This window comes from Variovorax sp. P4_B11 (assembly GCF_056402355.1).
Window position 1 is genome coordinate 137,281 of record NZ_JBFUHO010000007.1, and the last position, 17,692, is coordinate 154,972.

19 protein-coding genes and 2 pseudogenes are annotated in these 17,692 nt (G+C 67.6%); 9 read left to right on the forward strand and 12 right to left on the reverse strand.

Annotation, left to right across the window (positions count from 1 at the left end; translation table 11 throughout):
• Position 1 precedes the first annotated feature (1 nt).
• A complete protein-coding gene (locus tag AC1DYD_RS09875) occupies positions 2–1,393 on the forward strand; it encodes a class II fumarate hydratase (RefSeq protein ID WP_478172557.1) in 1,392 nt (463 codons plus the stop codon).
• A gap of 58 nt (positions 1,394–1,451) precedes the next feature.
• Here the strand turns inward: AC1DYD_RS09875 and AC1DYD_RS09880 are convergent.
• Positions 1,452–1,616, reverse strand: a pseudogene (locus AC1DYD_RS09880) (IS30 family transposase); the annotation flags it as partial.
• Here AC1DYD_RS09880 and AC1DYD_RS09885 point away from each other — a divergent pair.
• The 3 genes and pseudogenes from AC1DYD_RS09885 to AC1DYD_RS09895 form a co-directional block, all read left to right on the forward strand.
• Positions 1,614–1,868 carry a hypothetical protein gene (locus AC1DYD_RS09885; RefSeq protein WP_478172623.1) on the forward strand — a complete coding sequence of 85 codons (255 nt, stop codon included), beginning with the start codon at positions 1,614–1,616 and terminating at the stop codon, positions 1,866–1,868. The pseudogene AC1DYD_RS09880 and the gene AC1DYD_RS09885 sit on opposite strands and share 3 nt — an antisense overlap.
• An 8-nt stretch (positions 1,869–1,876) precedes the next feature.
• Positions 1,877–2,266 carry a tautomerase enzyme gene (locus tag AC1DYD_RS09890; RefSeq protein ID WP_478172558.1) on the forward strand — a complete coding sequence of 130 codons (390 nt, stop codon included), beginning with the start codon at positions 1,877–1,879 and terminating at the stop codon, positions 2,264–2,266.
• A 23-nt stretch (positions 2,267–2,289) separates the two neighbouring features.
• Positions 2,290–2,508 (forward strand): annotated as a pseudogene (locus AC1DYD_RS09895) (dihydroxyacetone kinase subunit DhaK); the annotation flags it as partial.
• Here the strand turns inward: AC1DYD_RS09895 and AC1DYD_RS09900 are convergent.
• Together AC1DYD_RS09900 and AC1DYD_RS09905 are read right to left on the reverse strand one after the other, a co-directional pair.
• Positions 2,455–2,847: a hypothetical protein gene (locus AC1DYD_RS09900; RefSeq protein WP_478172559.1), complete on the reverse strand. Its 393-nt coding sequence runs from the start codon at positions 2,845–2,847 to the stop codon at positions 2,455–2,457. The pseudogene AC1DYD_RS09895 and the gene AC1DYD_RS09900 overlap by 54 nt on opposite strands.
• A complete protein-coding gene (locus AC1DYD_RS09905; RefSeq protein ID WP_478172560.1) occupies positions 2,844–3,137 on the reverse strand; it encodes a type II toxin-antitoxin system Phd/YefM family antitoxin in 294 nt (97 codons plus the stop codon). The genes AC1DYD_RS09900 and AC1DYD_RS09905 overlap by 4 nt, the downstream gene beginning before the upstream one ends.
• Positions 3,138–3,551: 414 nt before the next feature.
• Here AC1DYD_RS09905 and AC1DYD_RS09910 point away from each other — a divergent pair, with 414 nt between their 5' ends.
• The 5 genes from AC1DYD_RS09910 (at position 3,552) to AC1DYD_RS09930 (ending at position 8,222) form a co-directional block, all read left to right on the forward strand.
• Entirely contained in the window at positions 3,552–4,706 is a 1,155-nt protein-coding gene (locus AC1DYD_RS09910; RefSeq protein ID WP_478172561.1) for a mandelate racemase/muconate lactonizing enzyme family protein, read from the forward strand.
• Positions 4,707–4,886: 180 nt separating this feature from the next.
• Positions 4,887–5,903 carry a Bug family tripartite tricarboxylate transporter substrate binding protein gene (locus AC1DYD_RS09915; protein WP_478172562.1) on the forward strand — a complete coding sequence of 339 codons (1,017 nt, stop codon included), beginning with the start codon at positions 4,887–4,889 and terminating at the stop codon, positions 5,901–5,903.
• A gap of 2 nt (positions 5,904–5,905) precedes the next feature.
• The gene (locus AC1DYD_RS09920) at positions 5,906–6,613 is read left to right on the forward strand and encodes an arylmalonate decarboxylase (RefSeq protein ID WP_478172563.1); all 708 of its coding nucleotides are present in this window, start codon (positions 5,906–5,908) and stop codon (positions 6,611–6,613) included.
• A 364-nt stretch (positions 6,614–6,977) separates the two neighbouring features.
• Positions 6,978–7,658 carry a hypothetical protein gene (locus AC1DYD_RS09925; protein WP_478172564.1) on the forward strand — a complete coding sequence of 227 codons (681 nt, stop codon included), beginning with the start codon at positions 6,978–6,980 and terminating at the stop codon, positions 7,656–7,658.
• A gap of 258 nt (positions 7,659–7,916) precedes the next feature.
• Positions 7,917–8,222: a helix-turn-helix domain-containing protein gene (locus AC1DYD_RS09930; RefSeq protein ID WP_478172565.1), complete on the forward strand. Its 306-nt coding sequence runs from the start codon at positions 7,917–7,919 to the stop codon at positions 8,220–8,222.
• A 115-nt stretch (positions 8,223–8,337) separates the two neighbouring features.
• Here AC1DYD_RS09930 and AC1DYD_RS09935 read toward each other — a convergent pair whose 3' ends face one another.
• From AC1DYD_RS09935 to AC1DYD_RS09975, 9 genes are all read right to left on the reverse strand, one after another.
• A complete protein-coding gene (locus AC1DYD_RS09935; protein WP_478172566.1) occupies positions 8,338–9,618 on the reverse strand; it encodes a TRAP transporter large permease in 1,281 nt (426 codons plus the stop codon).
• A complete protein-coding gene (locus tag AC1DYD_RS09940; protein WP_478172567.1) occupies positions 9,615–10,184 on the reverse strand; it encodes a TRAP transporter small permease in 570 nt (189 codons plus the stop codon). Before AC1DYD_RS09940 ends, AC1DYD_RS09935 begins: the two co-directional genes overlap by 4 nt.
• A gap of 27 nt (positions 10,185–10,211) precedes the next feature.
• Complete coding sequence (locus AC1DYD_RS09945) at positions 10,212–11,204, reverse strand: TRAP transporter substrate-binding protein (RefSeq protein ID WP_478172620.1); 993 nt, start codon at positions 11,202–11,204, stop codon at positions 10,212–10,214.
• 94 nt (positions 11,205–11,298) lie between these two features.
• A complete protein-coding gene (locus AC1DYD_RS09950; RefSeq protein WP_478172568.1) occupies positions 11,299–12,150 on the reverse strand; it encodes an HpcH/HpaI aldolase/citrate lyase family protein in 852 nt (283 codons plus the stop codon).
• 9 nt (positions 12,151–12,159) lie between these two features.
• Entirely contained in the window at positions 12,160–13,515 is a 1,356-nt protein-coding gene (locus AC1DYD_RS09955) for an MmgE/PrpD family protein (RefSeq protein ID WP_478172569.1), read from the reverse strand.
• 88 nt (positions 13,516–13,603) lie between these two features.
• Positions 13,604–14,794 carry a CaiB/BaiF CoA transferase family protein gene (locus tag AC1DYD_RS09960; protein ID WP_478172570.1) on the reverse strand — a complete coding sequence of 397 codons (1,191 nt, stop codon included), beginning with the start codon at positions 14,792–14,794 and terminating at the stop codon, positions 13,604–13,606.
• Entirely contained in the window at positions 14,794–15,954 is a 1,161-nt protein-coding gene (locus AC1DYD_RS09965) for an acyl-CoA dehydrogenase family protein (protein ID WP_478172571.1), read from the reverse strand. The genes AC1DYD_RS09960 and AC1DYD_RS09965 overlap by 1 nt, the downstream gene beginning before the upstream one ends.
• 5 nt (positions 15,955–15,959) lie before the next feature.
• Positions 15,960–16,823 (reverse strand): HTD2 family dehydratase, encoded by an 864-nt coding sequence (locus AC1DYD_RS09970; protein WP_478172572.1) that lies wholly within the window; start codon positions 16,821–16,823, stop codon positions 15,960–15,962.
• A 15-nt stretch (positions 16,824–16,838) separates the two neighbouring features.
• A complete protein-coding gene (locus AC1DYD_RS09975; protein ID WP_478172573.1) occupies positions 16,839–17,621 on the reverse strand; it encodes a citryl-CoA lyase in 783 nt (260 codons plus the stop codon).
• Between the last annotated feature and the right edge of the window lie 71 nt (positions 17,622–17,692).

Consider the following 17,692-nt stretch of genomic DNA (forward strand, 5'->3'; position numbering starts at 1 on the left):
CATGAGCGCATCACGCATCGAGCATGACGCCTTCGGTCCGGTCGAGATTCCCGCCGACCGCTACTGGGGTGCGCAGACGCAGCGCGCGCTCGGCGTCTTCGAGGTGGGAGAGGAGCGCTTTCCTGCCTGCCTGATCGGGGCGTTCGGGCTGCAAAAGATGGCGGCGGCGCGCGCCAACCAGCGTTGCGGCGCGCTGAAAGCCGAGCTGGCAGAAGCGATCGCGACGGCTGCCGGCGAGTTGCGCGACGGCCGCTTCGACGCGCACTTTCCGCTCACCATCTGGCAGACCGGTTCGGGCACGCAGACGAACATGAACGCCAACGAGGTGATCGCGAACCGAGCCAACGAGCTGATGGGCCGGCCCCTGGGCACCAAGTCGCCGGTGCATCCCAACGATCACGTCAATGCTTCGCAATCGTCCAACGACAGCTTTCCGACCGTCATGCACGTGGTGACGGTAGTGGAACTGGAGCACCGCCTGAAACCATCGCTCGCATTGTTGCGCGACAGCCTGCGAGAACGCGCCGATGCCTTCGCCGATGTGGTGAAGATCGCGCGGACGCACCTGATGGACGCCGTGCCGATGACGATGGGTCAAAGCTTCGACACCTTCGGCCGCCAGGTCGCGCACGGGATCGACCGGATCGACGCCACCATGCCCCGGCTTCTGGCGCTGCCGCAGGGCGGGACGGCGGCCGGTACGGGTTTGAACGCGCCGCCGGATTTCGACCTCTACTTCTGCGAGGAGATCAGCGCGCTCACGGGGCGCGACTTCTCGCCCAATGCATCGAAGTTCGAGGGCATGGCCGCGCACGACGCGCTGGTCGAAGTGTCAGGCGCGCTGAACGTGCTGGCGACTTCGTTGCTCAAGATCGCCAACGATGTGCGCTGGCTCGGGTCCGGGCCGCGTTGCGGGCTGGGCGAACTGAAGATCCCGGATGACGGCCTCACGAGTTCGATCATGCCGGGCAAGCGCAATCCGACGATCGCGGAGGTGCTGGCGCAGGCCTGCATGCAGGCCGTTGGCAACCACGCGACGATCACCCTGGCCAACGCGTCGGGCAATTTCGAACTGAACGTCGCGAAGCCCTTGTTGATTGCCAACCTGCTGCAATCGATCCGCGTGCTCGCCGATGCATCGAGCGTGTTCGCCCGGCGGCTGGTGCAAGGGATCCAGGTGGATCCTGTGCGCCTGGCCGGCAACGTCGAGAACGCGTTGCTGTTGGTGACGGCGTTGAATCCGCACTTTGGCTATGACCAGGTGGCGCGGATTACCGCTGTGGCATTTGAGCAGGGAATCACACCGCGAGCTGCCGCTTTGCAGCTTGGGCTTCTGGACGAAGCGACCTATGACAGGATTGTGGATCCCGGAAGGATGGCCCATCACCAGTAGCCGCGCCCACCGTGGCCCGTTGTACTCAAGCCGCAATGCCCGCTCTTAAGATGCGGATTCAACCGGTCGATGCAACGATTTGGCTGAACATCTCAGCCGGTGTGTGGAAGTCGAGGGTCTTCCTTGGTCGCTCGTTCAATTGTCTTGCAACGGCATTCAGCTTGGCCTGTGAATGGCTCGAGAGATCGATCCCTTTAGAGTGGTCCAGTCGAAGCGCGCCGTGGAGCTCAGCGAGCTCACGGCTGCGACGCGGCGCGACATGGCCGGTGAGATGGCCGCCCTGCGTGGAGCGATACGGCTCGGCGTTGTACCCGCGCTGCTCGGCGGCGTGGCCGCGCCGGTGCTGGCCGACATGCTCCCGGGGCCTCACTCCGTCCGGTTGCTGGTGAGCGTCAAGCATTCGGCGGAGCTGGTACGCATGCTGGAAGAGGCCGTCTGTCGCCCGAGCAGCGGCGCGAACTCGCCCTGTCGCTGACCGACGAAGTGCTCGTACCCGAGGTCGGCCAGCACGCGCCGCCGGCCCGCATCGGCTTCCAGGTGCACTTCGTCGAACGCACGCCCGACCGCATGGCGATCGGCGGTCGGTTGCTGTCCGACCAGTCGCCCGCGCCCGACGTCGCCGCCTTTGACATCTGCGTGATGGATGCAGCCTGGCCTACGGCGGTGCGCAAGCAGGTGACCGAGAACGTGCTGGCCGCGATGGCCAAGGCGTGCGGTATGGATCAACCCTCGCCGTCGTGGTGGACCACGTTCCGCACCATCGACGAAGGCAGCTGGGGCTCACGCGGCGGCGTGCTGTCGATCCTGGACCTGCTGGCCAGCGGCGTGTTCACGCCCGAACGCGTGGCCGAGATCCGAAAGGCACTGGGCTGAACGCGCGAGGCCAGGAACTGAGAGACCGAGTGAACAAGGCGACCGCCTCCATGGGGGTCGCGTTCACCAACTGCACGGTGACGGCAGCCGGCCGCGCGACCTTCTACATCGGTGCCGACGAGATGGAAGTCGGCGTCGGCATCCACGGAGAAGCCGGTTGGCTGACATCAGGTCTTGCTCAGTGCGCGTCAGGTGGATGGCTTGGGCAAGCCATAGCCCAACTGACGCTCGTGCCGCATTGAAAGCAACACCACTTCTCGCTCGGAATGGGCGTAGAGCACTACGTGACGAGCCAGCACCAGCTCCCGCAACTCGGGCTGGCCAAGTGCTCGGGCAATTTGCCTTGCCTGCTCAGCTTGAAACTGCCCCCAGCCCGACTTGGCATCAAGGAATCGAGCAGGTCGCCCGCTTGTGGGTGCGAACGAAAGAAGTGCCCGCGCTTTGACCACTTCAGCCTGCAACTTCTTGAAGCGCACCGACGCAGAAGCGGCGTCCTGTTCCTCCATGGCGCTACGTGCAGCGTGCAGGCACTCCAGAAAGTTCGGAACCGCCCGAACCCTTGCGTTGACGGGAATGCTCACGGCGCCGATGCGACGCCGAGTGCCTGGTCCAGTTCCTCGTCAGCCACGAACTGCCCTGCCAAGGCCTGCCGCAGGCCGGTGATGGCGTCTTCAGCCAGCACAAGGTTGGCGTGCTCCGACTCGAGCGCATGGTAGTAGTCCAGCCGGCGTGCATCGACCAAGGCAACGTAGCTCGCCCCGTTCTTGGTCAGCACTTTCTCTGAGCCGTTGCCGACCACGTCTTCGGCCAGCTCGGTGAGGCGGGCGCGCGCTTCGCTGATGGGAACAATGTCTGATGCCCTCAATGACATATTGCAGTATCCGTTAAGCTTTACGTTAATGCCAGTCTAGCAGCCAAGCCTGTACCCTGCAATCGCCGCCGGAGATGTTCGACCCTGCGAAAGTTCGCAGTTGGACCACTGTAGCCGGTCGCGGTCAGGAGCCCTGGGCCCGAAGCGGCCACCCGGGCTCCTTGGCAGATCAACGCAGCAACGTCGGTCTCGATAGGGTGCACCGCACAAACTCCGGCTGGTTCATGTCAGGAACTCCGGAGAATTCGCAGTCACTGTGCACACCCACACGAAGCGCTGACTTCGCCGCGCTGGCGGCCCGGCGCTGGCCTGAGCCTTCGTCTGACGCGAAGCCTCGCGCCCGCCACAAACGAATTGTTCTCCTCGGCCCGCGCGTCAAGAATCGCGAAGCCGAACCCGCCAAGGAGACATTTCTTGAAGATCATCCGCGTCAGCGCCACGCCGCTGAACATCCCGGTCACCATCGACGTGCTGGGCCTCGACAAAACGACCTCGCTGTCGCTCTGCCTGACCGAGATCGAGTCCGACACCGGCCTCGTCGGCCACGGCATGACCGCCATCACCGAAGAGGAAATCATCGCCGCCGCGGTGCGCGAGGTGGCCGGCCCGGCGCTGGTCGGCGAAGACCCGATGGCCACCGAACGGCTCTGGGACAAGCTCTACTGGCTGCTCTCGCCGCGCGGCCAGACCGGCTACGCGAGCCACACCATCGCCGCGCTCGACATCGCGCTGTGGGACCTCAAGGCCAAGGCGCTGGGCCAGCCGCTGTGGCGCCTGCTGGGCGGCGCGCGCGCGCGGGTCCCGGTCTATGCGACCTTCGGCTTCGGCTTCTTCGAGCGCGACGAACTCGCCGCGGCTGCGAAGCTCTGGGTGTCGCAGGGCTTCCGGCGCCTCAAGATGACCGTCGGCGGCCATGCGCTGGCGCGCCGCGACGAGCCGCGGCCGATCGACGAAGTGATCGACGAGGACGTGCGCCGCGTCGCGGCGGTGCGCGAGGCCGTGGGCCCCGACGTGAAGCTCTACGTGGACGCCAACTGCGGCCTCGACCTGTTCCATGCGAGCGACCTGGCGCGGCGCATCGAGCCCTACGGCATCAGCTTCTTCGAGGAGCCGCTGACGCAGAACGACGTGCGCCAGATGGCGCAGCTGCGCACGCGCACCACGATCCCGCTCGCCTGCGGCCAGAACGAGGGCCTGTCGTTCCGCTTCCGCGATCTGCTGGTGAATCAGGCGGCCGACGTGCTGCAGCCCAACGTGACCCTCTCGGGCGGCTATTCGCAGTGCCTGAAGATCGCCGGCATGGCGCAGGCCTTCAACGTGCCGATCGACAACGGCGGGGCCTGGCCCTTCCACAACATGCACCTGCACGCGGGCGTCGCCAACGGCGGGATGGTCGAATACCACTACGTAGCGGTGAAGATGCTCGAGCAGATCTTCGACGGGCTGCCGGTGCCCGACCAGGGCTGGCTCACGCTGCCCGAGACCCCGGGGCTCGGCTTCGCGCCCAATGTCGAGCGCGTGCGAGAGCTGGCGAAACTGCCGACCTCCCACGGCAAGGGCAAAGCCTGAAATGACGCTCACCCCCAGGTTGGGCTCACTTCGTGTAGCCCGCCCACCCCCTTCCGGGGGCAACCCCAGCGGCCCGGCGAAGCCGGTTCCGCGGGGTTCCTGGCATTCGACTCTGCCGGCTTGATAGCTCGCGAACGACAAGCAGCGCGTTGAGAGACTGACAAAGACAACGGAGACACGATGAAACTGAAACGACAAGCGATGCAACCACCGCGCCGGCAGGCCCTGCGGGTCGCGACCCTGGCACTGGCCCTCGGCCTGGCGGGCGCATTCGGCACGACCGCCGCCTGGGCCCAGAAGTACCCCGACAAGCCGATCCGCCTCGTCGTCGGCTACTCGGCGGGCGGCGGTGTCGATGCGGCGGCGCGGATCCTGAGCGCGCGCCTGCCGGCGGTGCTCGGCCAGCAGGTGGTGGTCGAGAACCGCGCCGGCGCCACCAGCATGATCGCGGCCGACCTGGTCGCCAAGGCGGCGCCCGACGGCTACACGCTGATGATGGGCGACAGCGCGATGCTGATCGCCAAGCTGCTGCAGCCGAAGATCGCGATCGATCCGCTGACCAGCTTCAAGCCGGTGGCCGGCGCCTTCGTCTCGCCGCTGATGATCGTCACCGGCAACGACTTCCCGGCCCGCACACCGGCCGAACTGGTGACCGAGCTCAAGACCCATCCGGGCCGCTATTCCTTTGCGACCTCGGGCGTCGGCACCGTGCAGCACCTGGGCTTCGAGATGCTCAAGCAGGCCACCGGCAGCTTCGTGGTGCATGTGCCGTACCGTGGCGCCGCGCAGATCGTGCCCGACGTGGTCGGCGGGCAGGTGCCGATCGGCGTCGTCAGCGCCACGGCCGGCATGGCGCAAGCCAAGGCCGGCAAGCTGCGCGCGCTGGCGTTGATGAACACCGCGCGGCTCGAAGCCGCGGACGGCGTGGCGCCGCTGGCCGATGCGCTGCCGGGCTTCAATGTCGCGCCGCGCCTGTTCCTGCTGGCGCCGGCCAGCACGCCGGACGAGATCGTCGACAAGCTCGCGGCCGCGGTGAAGACCGTGCTCGACACCCCCGAGGCCGCCACCGCGGCCGCCGCCCAAGGGACCTTGCGGGCCTTCGCCACGCCCGCGCAGCTGCGCAAGGAACTGGTCGACGAAAACGCGCGCTGGAAACGCATCATCACCGAGCAGCGCATCGTGGCGGAAGGGACCTGACCATGGCGCAACCCCACCTGGGCCTGATCGTGCCGCCCGCCGCCGGCGCGGTGCCGGTCGATGGCCCGCTGCTGTACGGCGAGCGCATCCGCTTCAGCGCGCGCGGGCTCGGCCTGGGCGAGATCTCGACGCGCGGCTACACCGAGGTGATCGATTCGGTGATCGAGAAGGCCGTCGAGCTCGCCGACCTCGGCGTCGGCGCCGTCTCGCTCATGGGCACCTCGCTGAGCTTCTTCCGCGGCGCCGCCTTCAACCGGCAGCTGCAGGCCGAAATGGCGCGCGCCACCGGCCTGCCCTGCAGCACGATGAGCGATGCCATCGTCGGCGGCCTGCGCAGCCTGGGCGTGCGGCGGGTCGCGGTGGCCACCGCCTACATCGACGAGGTCAACCTGCAGTTGCGCCGCTACCTGCAGGACAGCGACTTCGAGCCGCTGGCCTTGCAGGGGCTGTCGATCTCCGACGTGCAGGCGGTCGGCGCCGTGCCGACGCAGGTGCTGGTCGACCTGTGCACGACGGTCTTCGAGGCCAGCCCGGGCGCCGACGGCATCCTGATCTCGTGCGGCGGACTGGTCACGCTCGACGCGGTGCGCGAGGTCGAGGCACGGCACGGCGTGCCCGTGGTCTCGAGTTCGCCCGCGGGCTTCCGGGAGCTGGTGCGCAGTGCCGGGCTGGATGCGCGCTCGCCGGGCCACGGGCGCCTGTTCGCCTGAGCGCGGCAGATCGATGCGCCGGCGGCGCGCAGCACGCTCTGTGCCTGCGCCCGCTGAAATCACCGACGCGTTGCGAAACACGCGACGACACTTTCGGATCATTCACATCCCTCCTTCCGAACGGTCTCAGTTCGCTCTGCAACCGCTCGCGGTGAAATGGCTGTGCTCACGCCACACCCATGCAGGAAAGGAGATCCGCTGCCACCCTCAGAGCACCGGGGAGCGAACAACGCCGCGCCTCAGGGCGGGATGTCTTGACGTTCCATGACATCCATCTGAGACAAAAAGACGAGCCCCGAAGGTGCGCTAACACCAACGAGGCTCTGACCACAACGTGCACACACCTTGGAAGGAAACGCACATCATGGCTACCTCGAATGATAGTGAATCTCCCAGCATCGCCATCGCCGTCTACGGCGGACCAGTGCAGGTCTTCGTGAACTCCTGCAACGACCCGGCCCACCGGGTCACCCTCGACGCACCGAAGTCGAATCGCCGTCGCTCGGCGGCCCAACGCCCCAACCTCTTTGGTATCGCGCCCAGGCATGGCCTCGCATCGATGCTCGACCGCGCCTTGCCGCCCGCCGAGGTGGCAGGCGGCGCATTCATCGCCACCCACTCGCCCTTCCAGGTGTTTGTCGAACTGGCGAAAGTCGTGGGTTCGGCCCGAAGCGAGATCCTGATCGTCGATCCCTATGTCAATGCGACCGCCCTGACGGACATCGCGATCTCCGCGCGGGAAGGCGTTCACATCCGCATCCTGGGCGATCGCGCGGGGGCCAAGTCGAGCCTCGCGCCGGCGGTCCGTCGCTGGCAGGCGCAGTACAAGGGATCGCGCCCCCTGGAGGTCCGCCTTGCACGCGACAAGTCGCTGCACGACCGCCTGCTGCTGATCGATCGTGCGGAGGTCTGGAACCTGTCGCAGTCGATCGCGGACTTTGCGAAGAAATCACCGGCGTCAATAGAGCGAAGCAGCGCAGCAATTTCGAAGGAGAAGGCCGCCGCGTACCTCGGCCTTTGGAAGGCCGCTGCGTCCTTTCCCTGACCGCCCGGCAGGAGGGCAACTTCTACGTGCTGCCGTCCCCGGCGAACCGGCGCAAGACGATCACCGGGGCGCAGCGCCCCGCGGAGGTGTTGGCATGAGCAGGCTCAAGCACTTGGTTTCCGCTGCCGGAAAGTGACAAGGCGAGCATTGCGCAGGACGAAAGGAAGGCGCTGCAGTTCGCCGGAAAGGTGTTTCTGGAGCTATCGACAGAGGACTTGATGAAAGCGCTGCAGATAGGCGTTCTATTGGAGGTGTGTTGTGACGAGCAAGCTCATTGAATCCCTGCGCGGCGATCTGGCCGCGCTGCACGATGCTGACGCAATCGCTAAGGTGACGATGCGCGAGTTCGATGCCATCTGCCCGCCGCCAGTACAGGAGTTCAGCGCGGCCGATATCAAGCGGCTGCGCGAGGAACTGAAGTTCAGCCAGCCGGTGTTCGCACTGCACCTGCACACCACGGCATCCACGGTGCGCAAGTGGGAGCAAGGCGGCACCCATCCTGCCGGGCCGGCCCTCAAACTGCTCAACGTCATCGCGAGCAAGGGGCTGCAGGCAATCCTTTGATCGAGATTCGCCCATCGGGGCTTCGGGCGACCTCGAGAGCTCGCGTTGCTGCTCTCGCGAACTCCGTTCGCAATGAACGTGGCCTCGAGTTCGCCTGCGGGCATCCGGGCACTGGCTACTTGAGCAACAGCCCCGGCAGCCACAGCGACAGGCCCGGCCAATAGGTCACGCCCGCCAGAAAGCCCAGCATCGCCAGCAGCCAGGGCCAGACCGCCACGGTGAGCTCGGTGATGCCCATCTTCGTGATGCCGCTGGCCACATACAGGTTCAGGCCGACCGGCGGATGGCACATGCCGACCTCCATGTTGACCACCATCATGATGCCGAAATGCACCGGGTCGATGCCCAGCTGCATCGCCACCGGGAACAGGATCGGCGCCAGGATCAGCACGATCGACGAGGGCTCCATGAAGTTGCCCGCCACCAGCAGCACCAGGTTGCAGACCAGCAGGAAGCCGATCGGCCCCAGGCCCTGCGCGATCATCCAGTTGCCGAGGTCTTGCGGGATGTTCTCGTTGGCCAGGATGAACGAGAACATCACCGCGTTGGTGATGATGTAGAGCAGCATCGCGCTCATGTTGGCGGAGTTCAGCAGCACCCGCGGCACGTCCTGCAGGCCCAGGTCCTTGTAGACGAAGACCGCGACCACGAAGGCATACACCGCGCTCATCGCGGCCGCCTCGGTGGGCGTGAAGATGCCGGTGTAGATGCCGCCCATCACGACCACGATCAGCAACAGGCCCCAGATCGCCTCCCGAAAGGCCTTGAGGCGCACCGCCCAGCCCATCTTCGGCAAGCGTGGGTAATCGTTCTTCCAGGCCCGGTACCAGGTCACGACGCCCAGCAGCAGGGCCAGCGCGATGCCGGGCACCACGCCGGCCATGAACAGCGCGCTGATCGAGGTGTTGGTGGCCACCGCATACATCACCATCACGATCGACGGCGGGATCAGGATGCCGAGCGCGCCCGAGGTGGCGATCACGCCGGCGCCGAAGCGCTTCGGAAAGCCGGCCGCGACCATCGCCGGCAGCAGGATCGAGCCGATGGCCACCACCGTGGCCGGGCTCGACCCCGATACGGCGGCAAACAGCGCGCAGGCCAGCACCCCGCCCAGCCCCAGGCCGCCATGCCAGTGGCCGACCATCGCCGAGGCGAAGTGGATCATCCGCTTGGCCACCCCGCCATGGGTCAGGAAGTTGCCGGCCAGGATGAAGAACGGGATCGCCATGATCTCGAACTTCTCGATGCCGGTGAACAGCTTCAGCGCCACCGCCTCGAGCGGCACCTCGGTCATGGTGAACAGAAAGGTCAGCACCGTCAGTCCGAGCGCGATCGAGATCGGCATGCCGCTCGCCATCAGCAGCACCAGCAGGGAGAAGATGATCAGGCTGTTCATGATCGCGCCTCCAGGGCCGGCGTGCCGGCAGCGTCCAGGCCCTCGACATGGCCGTGGTCATGGCGCGGCAGTTCGCCGGTGCGCCAGAACGTCACGGCCACTTGCAGAAAGCGAAAGCACATCAGGAACGACCCCAGCGGGATCGCCAGGTAGGCGAGCCAGCTCGGCAGCTCCAGGTCGGGCGTGGTCTGGTCGCTTTGGGCCAGGCCCCAGACCAGCCGCGCGCCGAGCCCCCCGACCACCGCGGTGAACAGGGCGCCGGCGAACAGGCCGAACAGCACGAAGCGGCGCCGCATCGGCGCCTCGAGGCGATTGATCAGCACATCCACGCCGACGTGGATGCCGGTGCGCACGCCGTAGGCGGCGCCGAACTTGGCCATCCAGACGAACATGAAGATGCACAGCTCCTGGGCCCAGCCCAGGTGGACCTGCAGCAGCCAGTCCTGCAGGCCGGCCATGGGCAATCCCGCCAGATAGCGGTGGACCACGGCGACGAAGATCAGCAGGGTCGCGCCGCCCATGAGGCTGGCGATGAGCCACTCCTCGAGCTTGTTGAGTACGTTCATCGTGCCTCCGAAAGGTGCTTCAGAGCTTCACGAGGTTCCGAGCGCTTTGTGGATGTCCTGGATCAGCTCCGGGCCCACGCGCGAGGCCATGGCCTGGTGCACCGGCTTGAGCTGCGCGATCCAGGCCGCCCGTTCTTCTGCGGTGAGCGCATGCAGCCTGATCCTGCCGCTGGCCTGCATCGCCGCGATCGCGTCGTCGTTGTCCTTTTGCGAGATCGCGTCATTGCGCTCGGTGGCCTCCTTCATGGCCACTTCGAGCGCGCCGCGGATGTCGGCCGGCAGCGCATCCCAGAACTTCTTGTTGACGATCACGCCATAGCCGATATAGCCATGGCCGGTGAGCGCGCCATGGGCCTGCACCTCGTGCGTCTTCTGCGTGTAGATGTTGGACGGCGTGTTCTCGGTGCCGTCGACCACCCCGGTCTGCAGCGCCTGGTAGACCTCGGAGAAGGCCATCACCTGCGGAATCGCGCCGAGCGCGCGCATCTGCGCCTCGAGCACCTTGGACGACTGGATGCGCAGCTTCATGCCCTTCAAATCGCCGGGCCGCCGGACGGCCTTGTTGGCGGTCATGATCTTGAAGCCGTTGTCCCAATAGGCCAGCCCCTTGAAGCCCTTGGGCTCGAGCCGGGCCAGCAGCCGGGCGCCGATCGGCCCGGTGGTGACGGTGCGCAGCGCCGCCTTGTCCGGAAAGATGTAGGGCAGGTCGAAGACCTCGAACTCCTTCACGCCCAGCGGCCCGAACTTGGCGAGCGATGGCGCCAGCATCTGGACCGCGCCGAGCTGCAGCGCCTCGAGTTCTTCCTTGTCCTTGTAGAGCTGGCTGTTCGGATAGACCTCGACCTTGACCCGGCCCCGGGTCAGTTCGACGGCCCGCTTCGCGAAGAAATCGGCCGCGGCGCCCTTGGGCGTGTTGGGCGCCACCACGTGGCTGAACTTGATGACGATCGGCGTCGGCTGTGCGAACACCCTCGGGACTGCGAATGCGGACGCGCCGACCCATACGGCACGCCGAGTCATGGAATGGCTCATGAATGTCTCCCTGTCTCGTTTTTCGATCTGCGACCCGCTGCGCCGTTTCGGCGCACTCCGTGTCGCTCTCCCTTGCGGTGCTTCAGCGTGACGCTGCGCGCAGCACCGCCTGCGCCTTGAGGACCACCGGCCGGTCGACCATCTTGCCGTCGACCGCGACCGGCGCTCCCCCACTTGCGGCATCGGCCGCAAGAACCCGTTGCGCCCAGGCGATGCGTTCGGGCACGGGCGAGAAGCCCTGGTTGACCGACGCGACCTGCTTCGGATGAATGCACAGCTTGGCGCCGAAGCCGAGGGCGCGGGCCCGCCGCGCCTCGGCCTCGAGGCGCGGACTCTGGTCGATCGCCGTGCTGACGCCATCGACGGGCGCCTGCAGCCCCGCAAGGCGCGAGGCCAGCACGATCTTCGAGCGGTAGAAGAGAAGCTCGAGGCCGTCGCCCTCGTCGTCCGCCTCGATGTCGAGATCGGCCTGGAAGTCGATCGAGCCGAACACCAGGCGCTGCACGTGCATCGCGCTCGCAATGCCGGCCAGCCGGTCGATGCCGCGCGCGGTCTCGATCAGCGGCCACAAGGCCGCGGTGGGCAGCGCGGTGGCGATCGCATGCAGCACGGCCGCATCCTCGGCCTTCGGCAGCATCAGCGCCTCGATGCCGGCACGGGCGCAGAGTTCGACATCGGCGGCGTGCCACGGGGTGTCGGCCGCATTGATGCGCACGCCGATGACCGGCGTTGCCGCGTCATTGCGCCGCGCGGCCAGCCACGCGCCGACCTGGGTGCGGGCCTCGTCCTTGCGATCCGGCGGCACGGCGTCCTCGAGGTCGAGCACAACCGCATCGGCGCCGCTTGCGCAGGCCTTGTCGAAACGCGCGGGCTGGTGGCCCGGCACGAAGAGCAGGCTGCGGGCAGGCGGACGCGGCGTCGAAGTGGAAGACATCCCGATCCCTCAGCTCAGCAGGCGTTCGACGCGCGGCGCTTCGGCCAGGCTCCAGATGCGCTGGCACAGCGATTCGGCCTCCGATGGCGTGGCGGCCTCGCCGTACTGCGCGAGCCGCTTCATCTTGTCCTCGATCTCGGCGCGGCTCAGCGTGTTGCCGGGATCGCCCTTGGGTTCGTCGACGCGGCCCGGGAAGATGCGCCCATCGGTGGTCGTGACGCTGACCTTGCCGATCCAGCGCGCCGGGTAGGCGCTGTCGACCTCGCGGTCGAGTTCCATCATGACCTTGTCGCGGAAGGCCGCGACCTCGGGCGCGAGGTAGTCGCGGTCGAACTCGGTCAGGCCGGCGCGGCCATGCACCGCGATCAGCCCCAGCACGGTGCCCATCGAGAACTTGCCCTGGTGCACGGTGGTCGGCACCGCGACGCGGCCCAGCACGTCGATCGCGCCTTGGTGCACATGGGTCACGACGCGCGCGATGTCGCCGTGCTTCAGCCCGTGCTTCGTCATCGCCAGCAACAGCGCATCGCCGGCCGGGTGCGTGTGGCGGCAGGAGGCGTGGTACTTGAACGAGGTCTCGGCCAGCGCCCAGCGCGTGCCCAGGCCATCGACGAGGCGCGACGGATCGGCGTCGGTCGACATGCCCACTCCCAGGCCCTGCGCGCCTTCGAGCACATGCTGCGCACCGGTGAAGCCATCCTTCGCGAGGTAGGCCGACATCAGTCCGCTTGCGGCCGCATGGGCGCAGTGCAGCTGTTTCGAATCGGCGGCGTCGCGCAGAAACTCCCAGACGCCGGCCGACTGCGTGCCAGCGGAACCGAAGGCGTGCAGCATCTGCGCCGGCGACAGTTCGAGCAGCCGGCCCACCGCCGCTGCGGCCGCCAGCGTGCCCGCCGTGGCCGTGGTGTGGAAGGTGCGGTAGTGGGAGCGGCCGAGGAACTCGCCGACCCGGATGCCGACTTCATAGCCGGCCACCACGGCCGTGAGCAGCTGCGCACCGCTCGCGCCGACGGCTTGCGCGGTGGCCAGCGCCGGCCCGAACACCACGGCCGCCGGATGGAACACCGAGCCGTTGTGGACGTCGTCCTGCTCGACGTAGTGCGAGGCTGCGGCATTGACCAGCGCCGCGAACAGCGGCGAGGTGGTGCGGCGCGAGATCAGCACTTCGCTGGGGCCGTCGGCGGGGCCCATCATCTCGGCGAAGCGCTGGATGCTGCGCACCGGCCGCGCCGAGCGGGCCGCGAGCACGGAGCCGAGCCAGTCGAGCATCAGGTCCTCGGCGCGGCGCAGCACCGGATCGGGAATCTGTGCGAACGAGAGTTCGGCGGCGAAGGTGGCGAGGGTCTGGCTGGGATGATCGTTCATGGTGGGGGTCTGCTTGTTCACAAAGATCTAGTCAGTTGAGGACAGAGCAAAAACTGCTTCGCAGTTTCTTGGTCTGTCCCGCAAGGTCTCAGATTGCGCCTTCGGCACGCAGCGCCGCGATGGCTGCCGCGTCGTAGCCGATCTCGGCCAGGATCGCGTCGGTGTGCTGGCCCAGCGTGGGCACCGGGTCCATGCGCGGATTCCATTCGCTCGGCATGCCGGGCGGCCACAGCGCAGGGATCGGCCCGGCACTGGTGCCGACCTCGGTCCATCGCCCACGTGCCTGCAGTTGCGGATGGTTCCAGACGTCGTGCATGGTGTTGGCCTGCGCGTTGGCGATCTGCGCCGCATCGAGGCGCTCGATGATCCCGGCCGCGGTGAAGGGCGCGAAGGCCTGCACGATGATCTCGCGCAGCGCCTCGCGCGAGGCGGTGCGCAGTGTGTTGGAAGCAAAGCGCACGTCGGTCGCGAGATCGGGCTGCTCGAGCACCCGGACGCAGAACAGCTGCCACTCGCGCTCGTTCTGCAGCCCCAGCATCACCAGCTTGCCGTCGCCGGCCGGGAACGGGCCGTAGGGATAGATGGTCGCGTGCGCCGCGCCGGCGCGCGGCGGCGGCGCCGCGCCCTCGAAGGCGTAGTACATCGGAAAGCTCATCCACTCGGCCATGCTCTCGAGCATGGAGACGTCGATGCGGCAGCCCTTGCCGGTCTTGCCGCGTTGCAGCAGCGCCGCCAGGATGTTGCTGTAGGCGTACATGCCGGCCGCGATGTCGGCGATCGAACAGCCGGCCTTGGCCATCTCGCCGGGCGTGCCGGTGACCGACAGGAAGCCCGACTCGCTCTGGATCAGCAGGTCGTAGGCCTTCTTGTCGCGGTACGGGCCGGGCTGCTGCGGATCATCGCCGTAGCCCGAGATTCCGCAGACGACCAGACCGGGATGATCGGGCGCCAGCGCCTCGTGCGAGAGGCCCAGCCGCGCCGCAGCGCCGGGCGCGAGGTTCTGCACCAGCACGTCGGCCTCGGCCACCAGGCGCTGCAGGATCTCCTGGCCCTGGGGGTGCTTCACGTCCAGGGTCAGGCTCTCCTTCGAGCGGTTGGTCCAGACGAAATGCGAGGCCAGTCCGTGCACGCGCTGGTCGTAGGCGCGCGCGAAGTCGCCGCTGCCGGGCCGCTCGACCTTGATCACGCGGGCGCCGAGGTCGGCCAGCTGGCGGGTGCAGAAAGGCGCCGCGATGGCATGCTCGAGCGTCAGGACGGTGATGCCTTCGAGGGGTCGCATCAGAAGCTCCGGGGCAGCCCGAGCAGGTGCTCGGCCACGTAGCTCAGGATCAGGTTGGTCGAGATCGGCGCCACCTGGTAGAGCCGGGTCTCGCGGAACTTGCGCTCGATGTCGTATTCGCAGGCGAAGCCGAAGCCGCCGTGGAACTGCAGGCAGGCGTTGGCGGCTTCCCACGAGGCCTTGGCCGCCAGGTACTTCGCCATGTTGGCCTGCGCGCCGCAGGATTCCCGCGCATCGAAGCGGCGGCAGGCCTCGTAGCGCATCAGGTCGGCCGCCTCGATCTCGATGAAGGCCTCGGCAATGGGGAACTGCACGCCCTGGTTCTGGCCGATCGGGCGGCCGAAGACCACGCGCTCCTTGGTGTAGGCCGTGACCTTGTCGATGAACCAGTGGCCGTCGCCGATGCATTCGGCCGCGATCAGCGTGCGCTCGGCGTTGAGGCCGTCGAGGATGTACTTGAAGCCCTGCCCTTCCTCGCCGATCAGGTTCTCGGCCGGGATCTCCAGATTTTCGAAGAACAGCTCGTTGGTCTCGTGGTTGACCATGTTGAGGATCGGCCGCACGGTGAGCCCGTGGCCGATGGCCTCGCGCAGGTCGACGATGAAGATCGACATGCCCTCGGACTTCTTCTTCACATCGGCCAGCGGCGTGGTGCGCGCCAGCAGGATCATCAGGTCGGAGTGCTGGATGCGCGAGATCCAGACCTTCTGGCCGTTGATGACGTAGCGGTCGCCCTTCTTCACCGCGGAGGTCTTGATCTTCGTGGTGTCGGTGCCGGTCGAGGGCTCGGTCACGCCCATCGACTGCAGGCGCAGCTCGCCGCTGGCGATCTTCGGCAGGTACTGCTGCTTCTGGGCCTCGGAGCCGTGGCGCAGCAAGGTGCCCATGTTGTACATCTGGCCGTGGCAGGCGCCCGAGTTGCCGCCGGCGCGGTTGATCTCCTCCATGATCACCGAGGCTTCGGTCAGGCCCAGGCCCGAGCCGCCGTACGCCTGCGGGATCAGCGCGGCCATCCAGCCAGCCTTGGTCAATGCGTCGACGAACTCGGCCGGGTAGGCGCGGGCCTCGTCGACCTTGCGGAAGTACTCGTTGGGGAACTGGGCGCAGAGGTCGCGCACGGCGTCGCGGATGTCTTGGTGGCGGGGCGTGGAATCGGTCATGGGGATCAGGAGGAAGTGAATTCGGCGCTGGCCTGCATCAGCAGCGCGCCCTGGCCGTCCTCGGCCCAGAGCGCGACCTTGCCATCGGCATCGGCCGCATGGCCGCAAACCCGCAGCAGGCGGCCGCAGGTCAGCGGCCGCACGGCCTTGAAGCGGTAGGCGCGCACGTGTTGGCCCGGGTGGTGCAACTGCGCCGCTTCGAGCAGCAGCGTGGCGATCAGCGGCCCGTGCACCACCAGGTCGTCGTAGCCCTCGACCTGCGTGACGTAGGGATGGTCGTAGTGGATGCGGTGGCTGTTGAAGGTCAGCGCCGAGTAACGGAACAGCAGCGTCGCGTCGGGCCGGTGCTCGACCGACCAGGTGGCATCGGCCGGCGGTGCCTGCGGCGGCGCGGATTCACCCGGCTTCGCCGCCTCGCGGTAGACGATGTCGTGCGTGTCGCGCAGCAGCAGCGTGGGGCCGGCGTGCACCTCGTGCGCCACCTGGACGAACACCAGCGCGCCGGCCTTGCCCTGCTTCAGCGTGACGTCGGCCACGCGCGAGGTCTTGCGCGCCGGCGCGCCCAGCGGCAGCGGCGCGAATAACTCGAGCTGGCTGCCGGCCCACATGCGGCGCGGCAGCGGCACCGGCGGCAGGAAGCCGCCGCGGGCCGGATGGCCGTCGGGCCCGAGCTGGCTCTGCGGCGCCGTGGGCAGGAAGTAGCACCAGTGCCACAGCGGCGGCAACGCCTGCCCGGCCTGCCAGGGCTGGTCGTCGTTGCGCAGGGTGGCAGCCAGCGCGCTCGCGGTCCAGGGCGACATCGGGTCGTCGCGGGTCTCGGTGCGGCCGATCCAGCTTTGCAGGTGGTCGATGTCGAGGGCTTCGGTCATGGGCTGCTTCTCGCTTCAGTCCTGGCGTGGTCCGCCGGCCTCGCGCTCGACCCGCTGCCAGATCTCGATCCCCATCGGGTCGTCGATCTCCTCGAGGATGTGGCCCACCAGGCCGATGGCGCGCGCCATCACGCCGAAGCCGCGGATGATGCGCCACGGGAAACCGAACTCGGCGGCGATCGCACCGACGGCGCCGGTGGCATTGATCGGCAGCGACTTGCCCGACACCCGTTCGGCTTCTGCCTGCACCGCCTGCATCAGCGCCACGTAATGACCCGACAGGCCGTTCTCGGCTGCGATCTGGAACAGCCGCGGCGTGCGCGGATCGATCGGCTTGTGCAGCGGATGACCCAGGCCGGGCAGGATCTCCTTGCGCTCGCGGAACGCGGCAACGATCTCGCGCGCCATGTCGGCGAGCGGCCGGGCCGGTGCGGTGCCGGGCGGGATCGCCTCGTAGAGCATGCGCGCGGCGCCCTCGGTGCTGCCGACGAACACGCTGCCGAGCCCGCACAGGCCCGCGCCCACGGCGGCCTGCAGCGCCTCGGGCGCCCCGGTATAGGTCAGGCGTGCGACCAGCGCGCTCGGCGTGATGCCGTGCTCGACCAGCGTGACCACGATGGCGTTGAAGGTGACGGATTCCTGCGGCGTCGGGATGCGGCCGGTGAGCTCGAGGAAGGCCATGTCGCCGAGGTTCAGGTGGCCGAGGATTTCGGACGGCAGGTCGCGCCCGCGCACCGTGATCCTGTCGGGCGTGCTGTGGCCGAGCTCGGTGTGCAGGGACTTCTTGATCTTGGTCATGGGTATCGGGGAAAAGGGCAAGGCTGCAAATCTAGCCCTTCGCGGCCGCCCTGGGTCAGTCATTGCCGAAA

Excerpts from the sequence above, each read along its gene's own strand:
- AC1DYD_RS09875 (WP_478172557.1), top strand. The coding sequence starts at position 2 with ATGAGCGCATCACGCATCGAGCATGACGCCTTCGGTCCGGTCGAGATT.
- AC1DYD_RS09905 (WP_478172560.1), bottom strand. The coding sequence starts at position 3,137 with ATGTCATTGAGGGCATCAGACATTGTTCCCATCAGCGAAGCGCGCGCC.
- AC1DYD_RS09915 (WP_478172562.1), top strand. The coding sequence starts at position 4,887 with ATGAAACTGAAACGACAAGCGATGCAACCACCGCGCCGGCAGGCCCTG.
- AC1DYD_RS09920 (WP_478172563.1), top strand. The coding sequence starts at position 5,906 with ATGGCGCAACCCCACCTGGGCCTGATCGTGCCGCCCGCCGCCGGCGCG.
- AC1DYD_RS09925 (WP_478172564.1), top strand. The coding sequence starts at position 6,978 with ATGGCTACCTCGAATGATAGTGAATCTCCCAGCATCGCCATCGCCGTC.
- AC1DYD_RS09935 (WP_478172566.1), bottom strand. The coding sequence starts at position 9,618 with ATGAACAGCCTGATCATCTTCTCCCTGCTGGTGCTGCTGATGGCGAGC.
- AC1DYD_RS09940 (WP_478172567.1), bottom strand. The coding sequence starts at position 10,184 with ATGAACGTACTCAACAAGCTCGAGGAGTGGCTCATCGCCAGCCTCATG.
- AC1DYD_RS09945 (WP_478172620.1), bottom strand. The coding sequence starts at position 11,204 with ATGACTCGGCGTGCCGTATGGGTCGGCGCGTCCGCATTCGCAGTCCCG.
- AC1DYD_RS09950 (WP_478172568.1), bottom strand. The coding sequence starts at position 12,150 with ATGTCTTCCACTTCGACGCCGCGTCCGCCTGCCCGCAGCCTGCTCTTC.
- AC1DYD_RS09955 (WP_478172569.1), bottom strand. The coding sequence starts at position 13,515 with ATGAACGATCATCCCAGCCAGACCCTCGCCACCTTCGCCGCCGAACTC.
- AC1DYD_RS09960 (WP_478172570.1), bottom strand. The coding sequence starts at position 14,794 with ATGCGACCCCTCGAAGGCATCACCGTCCTGACGCTCGAGCATGCCATC.
- AC1DYD_RS09965 (WP_478172571.1), bottom strand. The coding sequence starts at position 15,954 with ATGACCGATTCCACGCCCCGCCACCAAGACATCCGCGACGCCGTGCGC.
- AC1DYD_RS09970 (WP_478172572.1), bottom strand. The coding sequence starts at position 16,823 with ATGACCGAAGCCCTCGACATCGACCACCTGCAAAGCTGGATCGGCCGC.
- AC1DYD_RS09975 (WP_478172573.1), bottom strand. The coding sequence starts at position 17,621 with ATGACCAAGATCAAGAAGTCCCTGCACACCGAGCTCGGCCACAGCACG.